Annotated in this window: 14 protein-coding genes; 8 read left to right on the forward strand and 6 right to left on the reverse strand. The window is 72.0% G+C overall.

The features are described from left to right. A partial coding sequence (locus Vau01_RS24840; protein ID WP_239151826.1) for an Ig-like domain-containing protein occupies positions 1–329 on the reverse strand: 329 nt, incomplete at its 3' end. Between the two features lie 310 nt (positions 330–639). Between Vau01_RS24840 and Vau01_RS24845 the strand changes: the two genes are divergently transcribed. The 4 genes from Vau01_RS24845 (at position 640) to Vau01_RS24860 (ending at position 6065) form a co-directional block, all read left to right on the forward strand. Continuing rightward, on the forward strand, positions 640–1635 hold the full coding sequence (locus Vau01_RS24845; RefSeq protein ID WP_203996852.1) for a helix-turn-helix transcriptional regulator: 996 nt from the start codon (positions 640–642) through the stop codon (positions 1633–1635). Continuing rightward, positions 1632–2153: a hypothetical protein gene (locus tag Vau01_RS24850; RefSeq protein ID WP_203996854.1), complete on the forward strand. Its 522-nt coding sequence runs from the start codon at positions 1632–1634 to the stop codon at positions 2151–2153. The genes Vau01_RS24845 and Vau01_RS24850 overlap by 4 nt, the downstream gene beginning before the upstream one ends. 79 nt (positions 2154–2232) lie before the next feature. Further along, positions 2233–5529, forward strand: coding sequence for a S8 family peptidase (locus tag Vau01_RS24855; protein ID WP_203996856.1), 3297 nt, complete (start codon positions 2233–2235; stop codon positions 5527–5529). Between the two features lie 77 nt (positions 5530–5606). Next, positions 5607–6065 carry a hypothetical protein gene (locus tag Vau01_RS24860; RefSeq protein WP_203996858.1) on the forward strand — a complete coding sequence of 153 codons (459 nt, stop codon included), beginning with the start codon at positions 5607–5609 and terminating at the stop codon, positions 6063–6065. Here the strand turns inward: Vau01_RS24860 and Vau01_RS24865 are convergent. Beyond that, complete coding sequence (locus Vau01_RS24865; RefSeq protein ID WP_239151828.1) at positions 6041–8851, reverse strand: AfsR/SARP family transcriptional regulator; 2811 nt, start codon at positions 8849–8851, stop codon at positions 6041–6043. The genes Vau01_RS24860 and Vau01_RS24865 overlap by 25 nt on opposite strands. 175 nt (positions 8852–9026) lie before the next feature. Here Vau01_RS24865 and Vau01_RS24870 point away from each other — a divergent pair, with 175 nt between their 5' ends. The 4 genes from Vau01_RS24870 (at position 9027) to Vau01_RS24885 (ending at position 12172) form a co-directional block, all read left to right on the forward strand. Continuing rightward, positions 9027–9605, forward strand: a complete 579-nt coding sequence (locus tag Vau01_RS24870) for a hypothetical protein (RefSeq protein ID WP_203996860.1) — start codon at positions 9027–9029, stop codon at positions 9603–9605. A gap of 106 nt (positions 9606–9711) precedes the next feature. Continuing rightward, entirely contained in the window at positions 9712–10395 is a 684-nt protein-coding gene (locus Vau01_RS24875; protein WP_203996862.1) for a VanZ family protein, read from the forward strand. Then, positions 10383–11048 (forward strand): response regulator transcription factor, encoded by a 666-nt coding sequence (locus tag Vau01_RS24880; protein ID WP_203996864.1) that lies wholly within the window; start codon positions 10383–10385, stop codon positions 11046–11048. The genes Vau01_RS24875 and Vau01_RS24880 overlap by 13 nt, the downstream gene beginning before the upstream one ends. Beyond that, the gene (locus Vau01_RS24885) at positions 11045–12172 is read left to right on the forward strand and encodes a sensor histidine kinase (protein WP_203996866.1); all 1128 of its coding nucleotides are present in this window, start codon (positions 11045–11047) and stop codon (positions 12170–12172) included. The genes Vau01_RS24880 and Vau01_RS24885 overlap by 4 nt, the downstream gene beginning before the upstream one ends. Here Vau01_RS24885 and Vau01_RS24890 read toward each other — a convergent pair. The 4 genes from Vau01_RS24890 to Vau01_RS24905 all read right to left on the reverse strand — a co-directional run bounded on the left by Vau01_RS24890 (position 12141) and on the right by Vau01_RS24905 (position 16353). Further along, on the reverse strand, positions 12141–13211 hold the full coding sequence (locus Vau01_RS24890; RefSeq protein WP_203996868.1) for a hypothetical protein: 1071 nt from the start codon (positions 13209–13211) through the stop codon (positions 12141–12143). The genes Vau01_RS24885 and Vau01_RS24890 overlap by 32 nt on opposite strands. 65 nt (positions 13212–13276) lie before the next feature. Beyond that, positions 13277–14302: an NAD-dependent epimerase/dehydratase family protein gene (locus Vau01_RS24895; RefSeq protein ID WP_239151829.1), complete on the reverse strand. Its 1026-nt coding sequence runs from the start codon at positions 14300–14302 to the stop codon at positions 13277–13279. Between the two features lie 54 nt (positions 14303–14356). Beyond that, complete coding sequence (locus Vau01_RS24900) at positions 14357–15151, reverse strand: glycosyltransferase family 2 protein (protein ID WP_239151830.1); 795 nt, start codon at positions 15149–15151, stop codon at positions 14357–14359. Between the two features lie 8 nt (positions 15152–15159). After that, positions 15160–16353 (reverse strand): nucleotide sugar dehydrogenase, encoded by a 1194-nt coding sequence (locus Vau01_RS24905; protein WP_203996873.1) that lies wholly within the window; start codon positions 16351–16353, stop codon positions 15160–15162. Position 16354: the final 1 nt, after the last annotated feature.

Below are 16354 nucleotides of genomic sequence, written 5' to 3' on the forward strand. Positions count from 1 at the left end.
TACTCGAGGGGGGCGGTGGACCGCCAGATGCGCTGCTCACCGTCGAGCGAGCCGGCCAGCGTCTTGCCGGCGGCCGTGACCGCTACCGCACCGAGCGTGCCGCCGCTGACACTGATTGTGACCGCCTCGGTGACGGACACGTTGGCCGCGCCGGTCGCCGGGGCGAAGGTCACCGCGAGCGGCGACGAGTTCGACGCCGGTGCGTCGCCCGCCGCGTCACCGTCGGTGCCTGCTATGAACTTCGCCGGCTTGTCGTTCCCGCACGCGGCGGTCGTCAGGACCCCGACCGTCGCGGCGGTCGCACCCAGCATTGTTCGTCTACGGACCATCGATTCCTCCCGCGTATGGACCGTAGTGATATGAGCCGAAATCGCAAAGCCCGGACGTCACATTGTGTCCTACCGATATCCGCGAGCCGGACCGGCGTTGCACAAAGACGCAACCACGCGGTGTCGGGACGCCGACACGCATGCGCCGCAACCTCCGGCGGACACGGATCGCGACCAGGGTCGATGCGTCGACCGCAGGCACGGACCCGGGCATGGACCCGGGCCCGGGCGGCCGCCGGTCACCCGTTCGTCTGATGACGCCGGTTCCGGCGTCCGCAAATAATGCCGCCATTCGACGGGGGAGGCAGACATGCCGGTACCGACGCTCACCCGATGGGGCGTCTCGGCGCACGGGGACCTGGTGTATCGGATGCTCACCACGTTCGGCGCGAAGTCGGACGCCGCGCTCGCGCGCACGCTGCAACTGCCGGTCAAGAAGATCCGGGCCGGCCTGGAGGAACTGCACGGCCTCGGTGCCGCTTCGGTGCTGCCGGGGCCGCACGAGCGGACGTGGCGGGCCACGAGCCCGACGACGGTGGTGACCGTGCTGCGGGCCCGGCAGGCGCAGCTCGCCGGCGCCCGGTACCGGCTGCCGCGGCAACTGTCCACATTGGACATCGTCGTCTCCGCCGGGACGGCCCTGCGGACGGCGCGGCCGATCCACGGCGTCCCGGCCGTGCGCGCCCGGCTGGCCGAACTGGTCGCCGCCGAGCGCCGCGAGCACCTGGCGATGAGCCCGGAGCCCGCGTTCTCCGCCGCCAGCGCCAAGGCCGGGATCCCGGCCGGCCGGGCGGCACTGCAGCGGGGCGTCACCGCGTGGACCCTCGGCGTACCACCGAGCGCCGAGGACCGGAGCGAGGAACAGACCAGGGAGCTGTACGGCTACGGCCTGCGGTACCGCGAGCTTCCGCGTCAGCCGACGAAGCTGATGATCATGGATCGCGCCACCGCGTTCGTTCCGCTCAACCCGGCCGCCCTGTTCTCCCACGGGGTCTGGGAGATCTCCGCGCCCGCCGTGGTCGACGAGTTGGTCTCGTTCTTCCTGCGACATTGGAGCGCCGCCATGGAACCGGGACCCCGCGGCTGGGTGCCGCCGGCCGCGCTGAGCGCCCGGGAGCAGGCGATCGTCGCCCTGCTCGCCACCGGTGCGACCGACAGCGCGGTATCGGCCAAACTCGGTCTCAGCGTCCGCACGATCGCCTACACGGTCCGCGACCTCATGGAGCGTTACGGGGTGCAGACCCGCTTCCAGCTCGGCCTGGTGCTGGGCTCCCGATCCACCACCGACGGGGGGAACACCTCATGAAACTCGTATGGACGGCCGCCTTCCTGCTGGCCCTCGGCGCGCCGACGGTCACCACCACCGACGACGGTCCCACCTGGCTGGGCTGCGCCGGCGAACCCACGTCGACGACCGGTGTCCTGGCCGACTACCAGCCGGGCACCTTCGTCCGCGAGGTGTGGGCCGGAACGATCACCGGGACGCTCCGTCCCTGCCGTCCGCCGGTCGCCACCGACGTGTTCGCGGTCGCCGTCTACGACGCCCACGGCAGCGCGACCGCGGCCGCGATGCACTATCCGTGGACGGAGGGGTACGCCGCGCCCGTCGGCGTCCCGCCCAAGACCGTGGCGGTCTGCCTCATCGACCATCTGAAGAGCCGCCTCGACTGCATCGGGATCGGCTGGCTGGACCAACCGACTGGCCCGCCGCAACCGGTGAACGCCGGCCACCTCCCGGCCGACTCACCCCTGGTGGCGGCCACGCCCGTGGTGACCATGGCCGGCCGCACGGTGCACCCCGGCTGCCCCACCTGCGTGGATTAGACCATCTGAGAAGGCAACCTTTTGCCCGTCTCGACAGGTGTCGATGTATAGGACATCCATCGACATGACTGGAGAGCGGATGCGATCCCGAACACGAGCGCTCGGCGGTCTGCTGGCCGCGGTGCTGCTCGCCCCCACCGCGCTGATCGGTGCGCCGGGCATCGCCCAGGCCAGGCCGGGCACCGGCACGTTCGACCGGTCGGCGACGAAGAGCACGAAGGACAGCGGCGAGCCGGCGACCGTCACGCTGGTCACCGGCGACAAGGTGACCGTGAGCGGCTCCCAGCGGCTCCGGATCGAGCCGGGACCCGGCCGCGAGCGGGTGACGTTCGACGCCAGCCGGGTCGACGGGCACCTGCGGGTGGTGCCGAGCGACGTGCGGGCGCTGTTGCGGGCCGGCACGGTCGACGGCCGGCTGTTCGACGTCACCACGTTGATCGAGTTCGGTTACGACGACAAGCGCGGCGATCTCCCGCTCATCGTCACCGGAACGGCCGGCGCGGCCCGGTCGACCGCGGCGGGCGTCACCGTCGCCCGCACCATCCCCGGTGGCACGGCGGTGACGGTCGCCAAGAAGGGCATCGGCGCCGTGTGGCAGGGCCTGTCGGCGACCGTGCGCGCAGAGGGTACGGCGCGCGGGGGACCGGCGTCGAAGATCTGGTTGGACGGCAAGCGCAAGCCGGTGCTGACGGAGAGCGTCCCGCAGATCGGCGCGCCGGCCGCGTGGGCCGCCGGCTTCGACGGGACCGGCATCAAGGTGGCCGTGGTCGACAGCGGCGTCGACGCCGGTCACCCCGATCTGGCCGGACGCGTCGTCGCGGCCGCGAACTTCACCACCGACCCCGACAACTCCGACCTGGTGGGCCACGGCACCCACGTGGCGGCCACGATCGCGAGCACCGGCGCCGCTCCGGGCGGCTACAAGGGAGTGGCGCCCGGCGCGTCACTGCTGTCCGCGAAGGTGTGCAGCCTGGAGGACTGCACCGAATCGACGATCATCGCCGGCATGCAGTGGGCGGCCGAGCAGGGCGCGAAGGTGGCCAACGTCAGCCTCGGCGGGCCCGACACGCCCGCGCAGGACCCGGTGGAGGCCGCGGTCGAGCGGCTCACCGCCGAGTTCGGGATGCTCTTCGTGGTCGCGGCCGGCAACGATCCGCGCGAGGGCAGCGTCGGATCGCCGGGAAGCACCGACGCGGCGCTGACGGTCGGCGCGGTCGACAAGTCCGACAACCTGGCGCCGTTCTCCAGCCGCGGCCCGCGCGTCGGCGACGCGGCACTGAAGCCCGACATCACCGCGCCGGGCGTCGACATCACCGCGGCGCTCAGCCGCACCGCCGACATCGGCGCGCCGCCGGGCACCACGCACGTCTCGGCCTCGGGGACCTCGATGGCCACCCCGCACGTGGCCGGGTCCGCGGCGATCCTCGCCCAGCAGCACCCCACCTGGACCGCGACGGAGATCAAGGCCGCGCTGATGGCGTCGGCGAAGCCGAACCCGGACATCGCGACCTACGCGCAGGGCGCCGGCCGGGTCGACGTCGCGCGGTCGATCACCCAGACGGTGACGACCAGCCCGGCGAGCGTCAGCTTCGGGCTGGAGCAGTGGCCGCACGCCGACGACACGCCCGACGCGCGCACGGTCACCTACCGGAACGCCGGTGCCGCCGCCGTGACACTCGACCTGCGGCTCTCCGGTGACCTGCCGGCCGGCCTGTTCAGCCTGTCCGCGTCCACCGTCACCGTGCCGGCCGGCGGAACCGCCGCCGTGACGCTGACCTCCGACACCCGCGCGAACGTGCCGGACGGGCGCTACGGCGGGCGGCTCGTCGCGACCGCCGGCACCGCCCAGGTGGTGACGCCGTTCGCGGTGGACAAGGAGTTCGAGAGCTACACCGTCACCGTGAACCGGATCGACCAGAACGGCCGGCCGACCACCGACGGGTACGCGACGCTGGTCAACCTCGACACCGGCGAACCGATCGACCTCGACTCGCCCGACCGGATCGAGGCCCGGGTGCCCAAGGGCCGGTACGCCCTCATCGGGAACATCGTCGACTTCGACGCCTTCAAATGGTGGCGCGTGGTCGATCCGACGGTCGCGATCGACCGCGACCTGACCCTGACCGTCGACGCGCGGGTGGCCAAGCCGATGTCGGTCAGCGTGCCGGCGGCCGACGCGGCGCAGGTCGTGGGCTACGTCGACCTGACCTTCACCAAGGCCGACGAGTGGCGGTCCAGCTTCGTGCTGTTCGACACCAGCCTCAAGGGGCTGTTCATCGGGCAGATCGACCCGGCCGAGCGGCAGCCGATGCTGGTCTCGTCGGTCGGCAGCCAACTGGTCAAGGGCCCGGTGCCGGACGAGGGCCCGCTGGTGACGCCCAGCCCGTACTCCTACTCCGTGGCCGAGGAGTTCAAGGGGTATGCGCCGACCGGGTACGCGGGCCGGTTCACCGATCGTGACCTGGCCCGGGTCGACACCTCGTACTCGTCCCAGGGGATTCCGAACGGCTCCACGGTGGCCATGGGCACCTTCGAGTCGGGCGGGCAGGCGGTCGGCCGCGTCGTGCCGGTCACGCTGCCCGGGACGCGCACCGACTACTTCGCGGTGCGACCGGGCCTCACCTGGAACAAAGAACTGTACGAGGGTGACTGGCTGGACCCGGACAACATCCACATCGCGGCGCCGATCGCGTACACGGCCGGTCGCCGGACGTCGGAGCGGCAGAACGCCGCGGTGTTCGGGCCGGCGTTCGGTCCGTTCGACGGTGCCGCGCGGCTGGGTAACGAGATGTTCGTGGGCGTGGGGACGTTCGCGGGCGCGGGCAACTGGTCGGTGTTCTCGAACTCCACCGGGCACACCGTGGTCACCCGCGCCGGTCAGGTGATCTACGACGAGCCGACGCTGGGTGTCTACCTGCCCGAGGTCCCGCCCGGTGCCGCCGCGTTCACCGTCCGGGTCGACACCAACCGCACCGCCCCGAACAAGCTGTCGACGACGGTGAACACGGAGTGGTCGTTCCGCTCCGGCACCGTGCCGGGCACCGAGCCGGTGAACCTGCCGCTGTCGGTGATCCGGTTCACGCCACCGCTCAGCCCGACCAACACGGCCCCGGCCGGAAAGGTCTGGGCGGTACCGGTGGAGGTCCAGGGGCAACCCGACTCGGCGGCGGGCCGGGCCCGCACGCTGACCGTCGAGGTGTCCTTCGACGACGGGGCCACCTGGCGCCGGGCGCCGGTGGTGCGGTCGGGCCAGCACGGCGTGGTGCTCCTGAGGCACCCCGCGAAGGCCGGGTTCGTCTCGTTGCGGGCGGCGTCGACCGACACTGCCGGCAACAGCGTCAAGCAGACGATCATCCGCGCCTACGAGATCGCGTAGGCGAAGGGGGAGCGGCTCCGCTGCCGACGGCGGCGGAGCCGCTTCCACCGCGACCCGACCTGTGCCAGCGTGGGTTCATGGTGCTGACGCTGGTGCCGGGTCGCGGTGCCGGGCTGCCGTGGGCGGGCCGGTCGCTCCGGTTCGGCATGACGCTCGACGAGGTCCGCGGCAGCGTCGAGCCGTTCGCGGACCTGCGCGACACGTTCGTCTGCGGCGCCGCCTGGGCACGGGCGTTCGCTCTCGACGGCCTCCGGGTCTGTCTCTTCGCCGGTGAGTCCGGCGTGCTCACCGGCGTGTCCGCGAGCCGCACGCCGGACCGCCCCCACGTTCCTGTCGGGCTCGACGACATCGACCTGTTCGGCTGGCCGGTGGACGAGGTCCTCGACGCGCTCCGCGACACCGGTCGGGACGTGCGGGCGACCCGCACCACCGCCTGGGTCGACGGTGATCTCCATCTCGACTGGGCCCTCCCGCAGCCGGCGTTCGTCGGCCATCTGTGCCTCTACGCACGTCACGGCCGCGCGGGCGACGGGTAGTCCCGCCGCAGCCGGCTCCGGACGCCGTCCGCGTCGGGATGCCCGAGTTCGTCGAGGATCGCCAGCGCCCGCGTCCACGCGTCGGCCGCCCGGTCGGCCGACGCGTGCCGGCCCGCGAAGGCGTCGCCGAGGTTCGCCAGCGATGTCGCCTCCTCGTACCGGTCACCGAGAAGGTGGTACAAGGCGACGGCGCGCCGGTAGCAGGTGACCGCCCGGCCCCGGTTGCCGGCGTGCAGGTGGGCGTACCCGAGGCTGTCCCAGGTGGCGGCCTGCCCGGCCCGGTCGCCGAGGTCCCGCATGAGGGCGAGCGCACCCGTGCACGCGTCGAGCGCCTGCGGGTACTCGCCGACCCGCGCGTGGAACCAGCCGACGGCGTTGAGGGCGAGGCCGAGCCCCGACCGGTGACCGGCCGTCCGGAACAGGTCGCGGGCCCGCCGGGCGTGGTCCAACGCGTCCCGCTCCGCGCCCTGCCGCGCGGACAACTCCGCCAGGTTCAGGTGCGCGTGGGCCTGCCCGGCGGTGTCGCCGAGCGACCGGGACAGGTCGGCGGCGTGTCCGAGGTGCCGGTGCGCATCCGGCAGCCGCCGCAGCCGGAGATAGGCGCGGGACAACGTCCGGTGCGCCCGGGCCTGTTCGCCCACGTCGCCGGCCCGCCGGGCCGCGGCGAGCGCCGCCCGCTGGGTCGCGGCGAACTCCGGCCACCGGCCGCGCCGTTCGAGGACGTCGGCGAGCGCCCAGGCGAGCTGGCACACGTGCGCGTCGAAGCCGTTCGCCGCCGCATGGTCGACCGCCGAGAGCAGGACGGCGCGCTCGGCGTCGAACCAGGCGAGCGCCCGCAGGTGATCGTCGACCGGTTCCGGTGTCACGCCAGGCAGCGGGGGCGCCAGCGCGATCGCGTCCCGGTGCGGGTCGAGCGCGACGGCCGCGGCGTGGGCGGTGCGGAGGTAGTGGTCGAGGGCGCGGTGGCTCGCCGCCGTGCGCTCGGCCGGCGGGTCGACGCGGTCGCACCGCTCGGCGGCGATCGCGCGGAGCAGGTCGTGGGTGACGTACCGGCCGGGTGCGTGTTCGGTGAGCAGATGCGCGCCGGTGAGCTCGTCGAGCGGCTCCCGCACGCGCCCGGCCGGCACGCCGGCCAGGCTCGCGGCCGCCGCGACCGTCACGTCCGGGCCGGGGTGGCGGCCGAGCAGGCGGAACAGCCGCGCGGCCGCCGTCGAGAGGGTGCGGTACGACCACGACAACACCGATCGGACGTCGGTGTGCGCGTCGCCGGCCCGTAACGCGTCGAGCCCGTCCACCGGACGGCGCAGTTCGCCGGCGACGTCGGCGAGAGTGAACCGGGGCCGGGTCACGACGCGGGCGCCGACGACGGCCAGCGCGAGCGGCAGCCCCGCACACCGCGCGACGATCTCCCCGGCGGCGACCGGTTCGGCGTCGACCCGCCGGCGGCCGACCCGGCGGCCGAGCAGTTCCCGCGCCTCGGGGTCGGTGAGCAGGTCGAGCGTGACCGGCGTGGCACCCTCCGCGGCGACGAGCGGCGCGAGCCGGCTGCGGCTGGTCACGACCGTCAGGCACCGGGTGCCGCCGGGCAGCAGCGGCCGGACCTGCTCGGCGCTGCGGGCGTTGTCGAGCACCACGAGGACGCGTCGGTCGGCCAGCAGGCTCCGGTACAGCGCGGTCTGCGCCTCGAGCGTGGGCGGGACCCGGTCGGCGGGCACGGCGAACGCGTCGAGGAACCCACGTACCGCGGCGGCCGGGTCGAGCGGCGTTCCGGCCGGGTCGAAGCCGCGCAGGTTCACGTAGAGGCGGCCGTCGGGGAACCTGTCGGCGACGCGGTGCGCCCACTGGACAGCCAGCGTGGTCTTGCCGACACCGGCCGTGCCCGAGACGACGAGAACACCCGTGGTCGACGGCGTGAGCGCGGCGTCGAGGTCGGCGAGTTCGCCCGCGCGTCCGACGAACGCCGGCAGCGCGGGCGGCAACTGGGCCGGCACCGGCCCGGTGGTGGGTTCGGTGGCCGGCTCGGCCGTCGGCCCGGAGGCCGGGGGAGGGTGCGGGTCGAGGGCCGGGTCCTGCCGCAGGATCGCGCGTTCGAGATCGCGCAGCGGCTGGCCCGGCTCGATCCCGAGGTCGAGATCCAGCGCCTGGCGCAGGCGCCGGTACACGGCCAGCGCGTCCGCCTGCCGACCGGCCCGGTACAGCGCCAGCATCAGCCACCCGTGGACCTGCTCGTCGTACGGGTGCTCGGCGGTCAACCGGGTCAGCTCCGGCACGAGTCGCGCGCCCTCGCCGGCGGCGAGCCGGGCGTCGATCAGGTCCCGGCGGGCGGCCAGCCGCGCGTGCTCGAGTTCGCGGATCTCCGGCACGGCGGTGCCGGCCAGCGGTGCGCCCGTCCACAACGCGAGGGCCGCTTCGAGGACGGTGATCCGCTCGCGCGGATCGTCGCACCCGCGGGCGAGTTCGAGCTGCGCGAGGAAGCGGCCGGCGTCGATGCAGGCCGGGTCGGCGAGCAGCACGTAACCGTCGCCCCGGGTGGCGATGCGGACGTCCCCGCGTCCCGCGTCCTTCAGAGCCGCTCGCAGGCGCGACACCGCGACGCGGACCGCGTGGACCGCGGTTCGCGGCCCACCGTCGGGCCAGATCAGCGTCGTCAGGCGGCGAACCGGCACGACGCGGTTGGCCTGGAGCGCGAGGACGCCGAACACGAACCGTTGCCGGCGCGGACCCAGGTCCACACCGGACAGTTCGACCGGCCCGAGCACCACGATGTCGATGCCCGTCGCCACCACACCGGGACTCTAGGCCGCCCCGCGGATCGACTGCTGTCACCTTCCGGTCGGCAACCGGTCGGGCCCGTCGCCCGTCGCCAGGCCCCGACCTGCGGGATGACCTTTTGATGACCGGTGCGTGAACCGGTCCGGCTAGCGTCCGCCGGCAATTGCCGAACCAGAGTAGGGAGTAACGATGCGAACCATTCTCGGCATCCGGTTCCGCCGCACGACCCGGCGGGCTGTCACGGCGGCGGGCCTCGTGGCGGTCGTCCTCGGCGCGCTGTTCGTCGCGGCGTCCCCCGCGTCGGCCGCGCCGATCGGCCAGCAGGCGTGCAACTTCGGCGGGTACCTCTGGCACACCACCAGCTACAACGAATGCATCCTGATCGGCGGCTACAGCGACGGCGACTGGGACGTCCACGTCGGCCTCGACATCAACGTGCCGCCGGACTACGCGCAGCAGGCGATCCTGAACTGCCCGGCGAACTTCTCGGCCGAACTGTGGGGCTCGGACACCAGGAACACGCCCGGGTTCCAGTCCGGCCCGCCGCCGGGCGACGACGACTTCCTCACGTACCTGCCGATCTCGCCGGGGTGGCCGCGGCTCGGCGCCAACGGTCTCGGCATCGAGTTCGACAAGCGGGTGAACTGGCGGGTGCTCAACGAGGACGACGGCACCGACGAGGTGTACGTGGTGGTCAAATTCAACGACTGCACCACCGACTTCAACCCCGTCCGGCTCCGGACGAACGAGATCGTCCACAACTTCTGATCGCGGCGCGGGTGGCGTCTGCCCGTCCCCGGGCGGGCGCCACCTGTCGTCGGCGTATCGAAAAACGCATACGCCACCGCAACGGGCCGCCCGCTTCGATGAGGGCATGAACAACAGCGAAACCCTGTCGGCACCGCCGAACCGCACGCTCGGGATCGTGCTCGTGGGCCTGGCGGTCCTGGGCGTGGCGGGCGCGGTGTTCACCGGTCGGCGGATGCTCATGATGTCGGTTCCGAGCTGCCTGGGCGGGCACTGGAACGGCTGCTACGACACGGAGAACGGCGTGGTGCTCATGACGCTGGTGGGACTGCCGTTGGCCGCGGTGGTGGTGTGGGCATTGGCGCACCGGCGCCGGGCCGCCGGCGTCGCCTCGGCGTGGCGGATGTCGCTGGCCGAGGTGGGGATGGTCTACGGGACGCTGCCCTTCCTGTGGATGACCCTGATGCCAGGCGCGGGGGCCGGCGTCGTGCCCGGTCGGGTGAGCCTGGTCCCGCTGCGGGACCTCGTCACCATGGGGTCGCTCGGGATCGGCGGCAACCTGCTGGTCTTCGCGTCGCTCGGGTTCTTCGCCCCGATGCGATTCGCGGCGCTGGCGTCGGCGCCGCGGATCCTGGCGCTCGCGGGCGGCTGCTCGGTCCTGATCGAGACCGCACAGTACGTCCTGCGGCTGGACCGGGTGTCCTCGATCGACGACGTCCTGATCAACGCCGCCGGCGCCGCCCTGGCCGCGCTGGCGTCGCGCCCCTGGTGGCGCACCGCGCCGAATAGGCTCCAGACATGCGCGTACTGATCGTCGAGGACGAGCCGTACCTGGCCGAGGCGGTCCGTGACGGGCTGCGGCTGGCGGCGATCGCCGCCGACATCGCCAACGACGGCGACACGGCGCTGGAGCTGCTGAGGGTCAACTCGTACGACATCGCGGTCCTGGACCGCGACATTCCCGGACCCACCGGCGACGAGGTCGCCCGGCGCATCGTCGCGTCCGGCAGCGGCATCCCGATCCTCATGCTCACCGCCGCCGACCGGATCGACGACAAGACCTCGGGGTTCGAACTCGGCGCCGACGACTACCTCACCAAGCCCTTCGAGCTCCAGGAGCTCGTGCTCCGGATCCGGGCGCTCGACCGCCGGCGCGGCCACAGCCGGCCACCCGTGCGGGAGATCGCGGGCCTGCGGCTGGACCCGTTCCGCCGCGAGGTCCACCGCGACGGCCGGTACGTCGCGCTGACCCGCAAGCAGTTCGCCGTCCTCGAGGTTCTCGTCGCCGCCGAAGGGGGTGTCGTCAGCGCCGAGGACCTTCTGGAGCGGGCCTGGGACGAGAACGCCGACCCGTTCACCAACGCCGTGCGCATCACGGTCTCGGCCCTGCGCAAACGGCTCGGCGAACCGTGGATCATCGCCACCGTGGCCGGCGTCGGCTACCGGATCGACACGGCGCCGTGACCAGGGCTCCCGGCCTGAGCGTCCGCCTCAAGCTGACCCTCAGCTACGCCGGGTTCCTCATGGTCGCGGGGGTGCTGCTGCTCGCCACGGTGTGGGTGTTCCTCCTGCGCTACGTCCCCGACCCGCCGCCGGGGACCCGCGACCCGGCCGGATCCGACGTGCCCTTCCTGCACAGTCCCACCCGCGACGATCTCCTGGAAGCCTTCGCTCCGCGGGCGGCCCAGATGCTGGTGTTCCTGCTGCTGTTCGGGCTCGTGGGCGGGTGGATCCTCGCCGGCCGGATGCTCACCCCGCTGACCCGCATCACCGATGCCACCCGCCGGGCCACGCACGGATCGCTCTCGCACCGGATCCGGCTACCGGGCCGCCGCGACGAGATCCGCGAACTCGCCGACGCCTTCGACACCATGCTCGCGCGGCTGGAGACACACGTCGCCGAACAGCAGCGGTTCGCCGCCAACGCGTCCCATGAACTGCGCACCCCGTTGGCGATCTCGCAGGCGCTTCTCGACGTGGCCCGGCTCGATCCGACGCGGGACCCCGGCACGCTCGTCGAGCGGCTGCGCGACGTGAACACCCGGGCGATCAACCTCACCGAGGCGTTGCTCCTGCTGAGCCGCGCCGATCGGCGGTCGTTCCCGCGGGAACGCGTCGACCTGTCGCTCGTCGCGGAGGAAGCCACCGAGACGCTGCTGCCGCTCGCCGAGAAGCACGGCGTCACCATCGAAACCGGCGGCGACGTGGCACCCGCCGTCGGGTCACACGCGCTCCTGCTGCAGTTGACGACCAACCTCGTGCACAACGCGATCGTCCACAACCTGCCCGACGCGGGTGCCGTGTGGGTCACGACGAGCGTCGGACCCACCGCCGTGGTGCTCACCGTCGAGAACACCGGCGCGACGCTCACCCCGGAGTCGGTGCCCACGCTCGTCGAGCCGTTCCGGCGCGGTGCGGACCGCAGCCGCACCGACGACGCGGGCGTGGGCCTCGGCCTGGCGATCGTCAAGCGGATCACCGAGGCCCACGACGGAACCCTTTCCCTCACCGGCCGGGCCGGTGGGGGCCTCCGCGTCGCGGTGCGGCTGCCGGCCGCTACGGAGCGAGCAGCCGGGGGCCCGCCTTGATGACGTTCAGCGAGTCCTGGGTGGGGCTGCCGTCCGACTGTCCTTCGTGCAGGGAGTAGTACGCGGTCTCCGCGCCGACCCAGCCGCGGAACCGGCCGGCGTCGTCGATCACCTGCAGCAGCGGCTTCACGTGCGAGTTGAGCTTGTAGCACGTCTGGCCGGTGTTGGTCCGGTAGCCCAGGCACCGGAACCAGTGCTCGTAGGCGTTGCGGCGGTCGCCGGCGAACTGGGCGAGGTAGTAGTTGATCGTCGCCATGTCCGCGCTGTCACCCGGCGGGTAGTCGGTGCAGCCCTTGCCCGGCTTGGTCCGCGAGGTCGATCCGAGGCACCGCCCGTCCTGGCACTGGTTGAAGTTCCACAACGTGAGGTTGCTGGTACCCGAGGTGAGGGTGCCGGCGTGGATGCCGCTGTAGGCGTACGGATAGTTGACCTTGTTCTCCGGCAGCATCAACTGGGCCATGCTCGCGCTCACCGAGAAGCTGGCGTTGGACCCGAAGCCGTAGCCGACGGTCGCGGTGTAGCCGGTGCCGGCGCCGGCCCACACGAGCTGGACCAGGCTGGTGTCCACCGACCCGTCGGTCCTCAGCACCGGCGTGACGGTCCAGTTCTCCTGAAGCGTGCCCCAGAAGATCGTCAGCGCGTTGTCGACCACGTGGTAGGTGCCGGTGACGGTCTCCGACGGCGGCGACAGGTACCGCTTCGCCGTCCGCGCGTAGCACTGGGTGGGGCCGCAGCCGGCGGCCGCGACCGGGGTGTCCACCCGGATGTCACGCATGGACGTCTGGTTCCACCGCCACCACCGTCCGGTCACGGTCCCCTGGGCGGGGTCGAAGGTGTACTCGCTGATGCGCAACCAGTTGGTGGTGGTGTTGGCCGCGAACCCGCCGACCGAGACCGTGAAGTTGGTCTTGCCGCCCGGTGCGGGTTCGCTCGCCGCGTAGGCGCGGTCGGCGCCGGTGAGCGAGCCGGTGAGCGCACCGGCCAGCAGCACGCCGACGGCGAGCAGAGATGTGGTGAGCCTTGCCAGTCCCCGTTTCATGAGCCGGACAGTATCGAAGGGTATTTATCTCCGCAACGGTCCGGACCGAAATTGTGAGCGTGCGATTAGAGCCGCCCGTCGGCGACCGCCTGGCGCACCCACGGGATGACCTCGTCAAGCATCTTGTCGAGGGACGTGGTGGCCGTGAAGCCGAGCACGTCGCGGGTTTTGGACACGTCCGGAACCCGCTTCTGCACGTCGTACTCGTACGGGTCGTCGCTGACGAGCCGCAGCGGCACGTCGGCGCCCTTGATCTTGCGCCAGATGACCTCGGCGAGCTCGCGGACCGTCGTGGACTCGGCGGTGGAGACGTTGAAGTCCTCGTTGCGGGCCGCCTCGTGCTCCATCGCCGTCACGATGCCCTGCGCGAGGTCGCCGCCGTACGTGTAGTGCCGCACCTGGTTGCCGTCGCCGAGGATGTGCAGCGGATCCTGCCCCTTGAGCACCTTCTGCACGAGGTCGGGCACGACGTGGGACATCGCGAGCTTCACGTTGCCGGAGAGCACCTCGGCCTCGCCGAGCGCACGACCCTCGCCGACGCCGACGCAGTTGAACGGGCGCACGATCGTGTACGGCAACTTGTACTGGTCCCAGGCGGCGCGGGCGTAGTACTCCACGGCCAGCTTCTGGAACCCGTACGACGACAGCGGCGGCGGGATGGTCCGCTCGTCGCCCTCCTTCGACGGCCAGTGCGTGGTCGACTCGAACACCATCGACGACGACAGGTAGGTGACCTTCTGCAGCCGGCCCTGCCGGTGCGCCTCGATCGCCGCGTCACACGACGCCGCCATGATCCGCTCGTTGGTGGCGAGCAGGTCGTAGGCGTAGGCGTGGAAGTACGAGATGCCGCCGATCATGGCGGCACCGGCGATGAAGTGGTCGCAGTCGGCGAGAAGGCCGCTCAGCAGCTGGGCGTCGCGGGCGTCGCCCTCGACGAACTGGTAGTTCGGATCGTCGTCGTAGCTGTGGCTCACCGGCCCGTACTTGGAGAAGTTGTCGACACCCACCACCTGGTGGCCGCGGCGGAGCAGCTCCTCCACGACATAACCGCCGATGAACCCGGCGGAACCGGTGATCAGAACCTTCGCCACGAACCTCTCCCTACTTGAACACGATGACGCCGACGCACGAGACCGGCGGGAACGCTACGGCTGCTGCGGTGGCACGTACTCGGCGACCGGGGTCGGTGCCACGTCCGCGTCCGCGTACTTCCGCGCCCGGTCCGCCGCGCCGGCCCGGATCTGCTCGGCGGTCAGCTGCCGCCCGTAGGCGAAGCGGTACCAGCGCAGGTAGCTCGGTAGCCAGCGGGCCAGGTCGAAGCGGCTCTCGCCGAGCTGGCGGTCGAGCCAGATGGTCGGCAGCTCGGCGACCGGCAGCCGCATCCGCGCCGCCTTCGCGGTGAGCTCGAGACCGATCTCGAACCCGCTGCGGCTCTCGATGCCGACCTGGCGGACGAAGTCCGTCGAGTACGCCTTGAAGCTGTTGGTGGCGTCCCGCGTACCGACGCGCGCGAACCAGTGCAGCGACCGGCCGGCGTAGCGCGACATCATCCGCTTGAGACGCGGGCCGCCGACCTGCTGGCCGCCCGGCATGTAGCGGGAGGCGGCGGCGACCACCACGCCCCGGTCGACCAGCCGGGCGAGTTCGTCGATCTGGCGGGGATCGTCGGAGCCGTCGGCCATCGTGACGACGGCCACCGGTGCGACCGCGACGTCGACGCCGAACCGGATCGCGTTGGCCGGCCCGCGACCGTAGGTGTTGAGGACGGCGCGCACGCGCGGGTCCTCCGCCCCGATCGCCTCCACGTACGGAACGGTCGAGTCGTCCGGAATGTCGTGCACCACCAGGATCTCGCACGGCAGGGTGACCTCCCGCCGGATCCGGCGCAGGCACGACACGATGGCATCGCCCTCCTGGTACACCGGGATGACGACGCTCACCTGGGGCTTCACAACCGCATTCCCTGCCCGGCGATGCCCCACATGTCGGCGACCGGCTTGTCGGTGGTCAGGTCCCGGTACTCCGGATGCGGCGCGGCGATCACCAACAGGTCGGCCCGCTCCAGCACCTCCGGCAGCGGGAGGAAACGCGGGTCGTCGATGTACGGATCGGTGCACACGGTCTCGTTGGCCTTGAGCATGAGGATCTTCCGGAGCTTGAAGGCGAGGCTCTCCCGAGGATCGTCGCTGCCGCCCTTGAACGCCATGCCGAGGATGCCGACGGTGAGCTTGCCCAGGTCGAACGACTGCTCCAGCCGCGACACCACGTACAACGGCAGGCCTTCGTTGATCAGCATCGCCGTGTGGCCGAGCACGAAGTTGTTGTTGTTGAAGGCAGCCAGCTGCATCGTGTCCTTGAGCAGGCACGGGCCGGCCGCGAACCCGGGGCCGGGAATGTCGGCCGCACGCGGGTACTCGAACCGGATGGCGTGGCGGATCCGCTCGAAGTCGAGCCCCGCGTCGTTGGCCATCATCCAGAACTGGTTCGCCGTGGCGAACTTGATGTACCGCCAGGTGTTGGTGAACAGCTTCGCCAGCTCCGCCTCTTCGGGCTGGAGCGGAACGATCTTGTCGGTGAGCACGGAGAAGAACTCGGACGCGCGGCGCATGGCGCGCTCGCCCCGCGCCGAGACGAGCTGCGGCAGCTCGAACAGCTCGGTCATCGCGTGTCCCTCGGCGATGCGTTCGGGACAGAACGCCACGTCGATGTCGAACCCGTGCCGGGTGAGCAGGCGCTCGGTCAGCGTCGTCACGCCCGGGTGCACGGTGCTGCGGAGGACGACGAGCTGACCGTCACGCAGGTGGTCGATGCAGCGTTCCAGCGCGCGGGGCACGGCGCCGAGATCGGGGTTGAGGTGCTCGTCGACCGGGGTGCCGACCACTACCACGATCACTTCGGCGGCGGCGACGCTCGCCGGGTCGGTGGTGGCGACGAGGGTGCCGGCCCGGACCGCCTCGGCCAGATGCTCGGCGGCGCCGTCCTCGGTGAACGGCAGGCGACCCGAGTTGACGACGTCGACGGCGGCGGCGTTGATGTCGTACAGGGTCACGGTCTGCCCGCGGGACGCCAGCGCCACGCCGAGCGGCAGGCCGACCCGGCCACATCCACCCACGATCACCGCGGCCCGTTGGAACTGACCCATG

This window comes from Virgisporangium aurantiacum, assembly GCF_016863635.1.
In the GTDB taxonomy this organism is placed as follows: domain Bacteria; phylum Actinomycetota; class Actinomycetes; order Mycobacteriales; family Micromonosporaceae; genus Virgisporangium; species Virgisporangium aurantiacum.

Bases quoted from the DNA above. Each gene is read 5' to 3' on its own strand.
- Vau01_RS24845 (WP_203996852.1), top strand. From the start codon at position 640: ATGCCGGTACCGACGCTCACCCGATGGGGCGTCTCGGCGCACGGGGAC.
- Vau01_RS24850 (WP_203996854.1), top strand. From the start codon at position 1,632: ATGAAACTCGTATGGACGGCCGCCTTCCTGCTGGCCCTCGGCGCGCCG.
- Vau01_RS24855 (WP_203996856.1), top strand. From the start codon at position 2,233: ATGCGATCCCGAACACGAGCGCTCGGCGGTCTGCTGGCCGCGGTGCTG.
- Vau01_RS24860 (WP_203996858.1), top strand. From the start codon at position 5,607: ATGGTGCTGACGCTGGTGCCGGGTCGCGGTGCCGGGCTGCCGTGGGCG.
- Vau01_RS24870 (WP_203996860.1), top strand. From the start codon at position 9,027: ATGCGAACCATTCTCGGCATCCGGTTCCGCCGCACGACCCGGCGGGCT.
- Vau01_RS24875 (WP_203996862.1), top strand. From the start codon at position 9,712: ATGAACAACAGCGAAACCCTGTCGGCACCGCCGAACCGCACGCTCGGG.
- Vau01_RS24880 (WP_203996864.1), top strand. From the start codon at position 10,383: ATGCGCGTACTGATCGTCGAGGACGAGCCGTACCTGGCCGAGGCGGTC.
- Vau01_RS24890 (WP_203996868.1), bottom strand. From the start codon at position 13,211: ATGAAACGGGGACTGGCAAGGCTCACCACATCTCTGCTCGCCGTCGGC.
- Vau01_RS24905 (WP_203996873.1), bottom strand. From the start codon at position 16,353: ATGGGTCAGTTCCAACGGGCCGCGGTGATCGTGGGTGGATGTGGCCGG.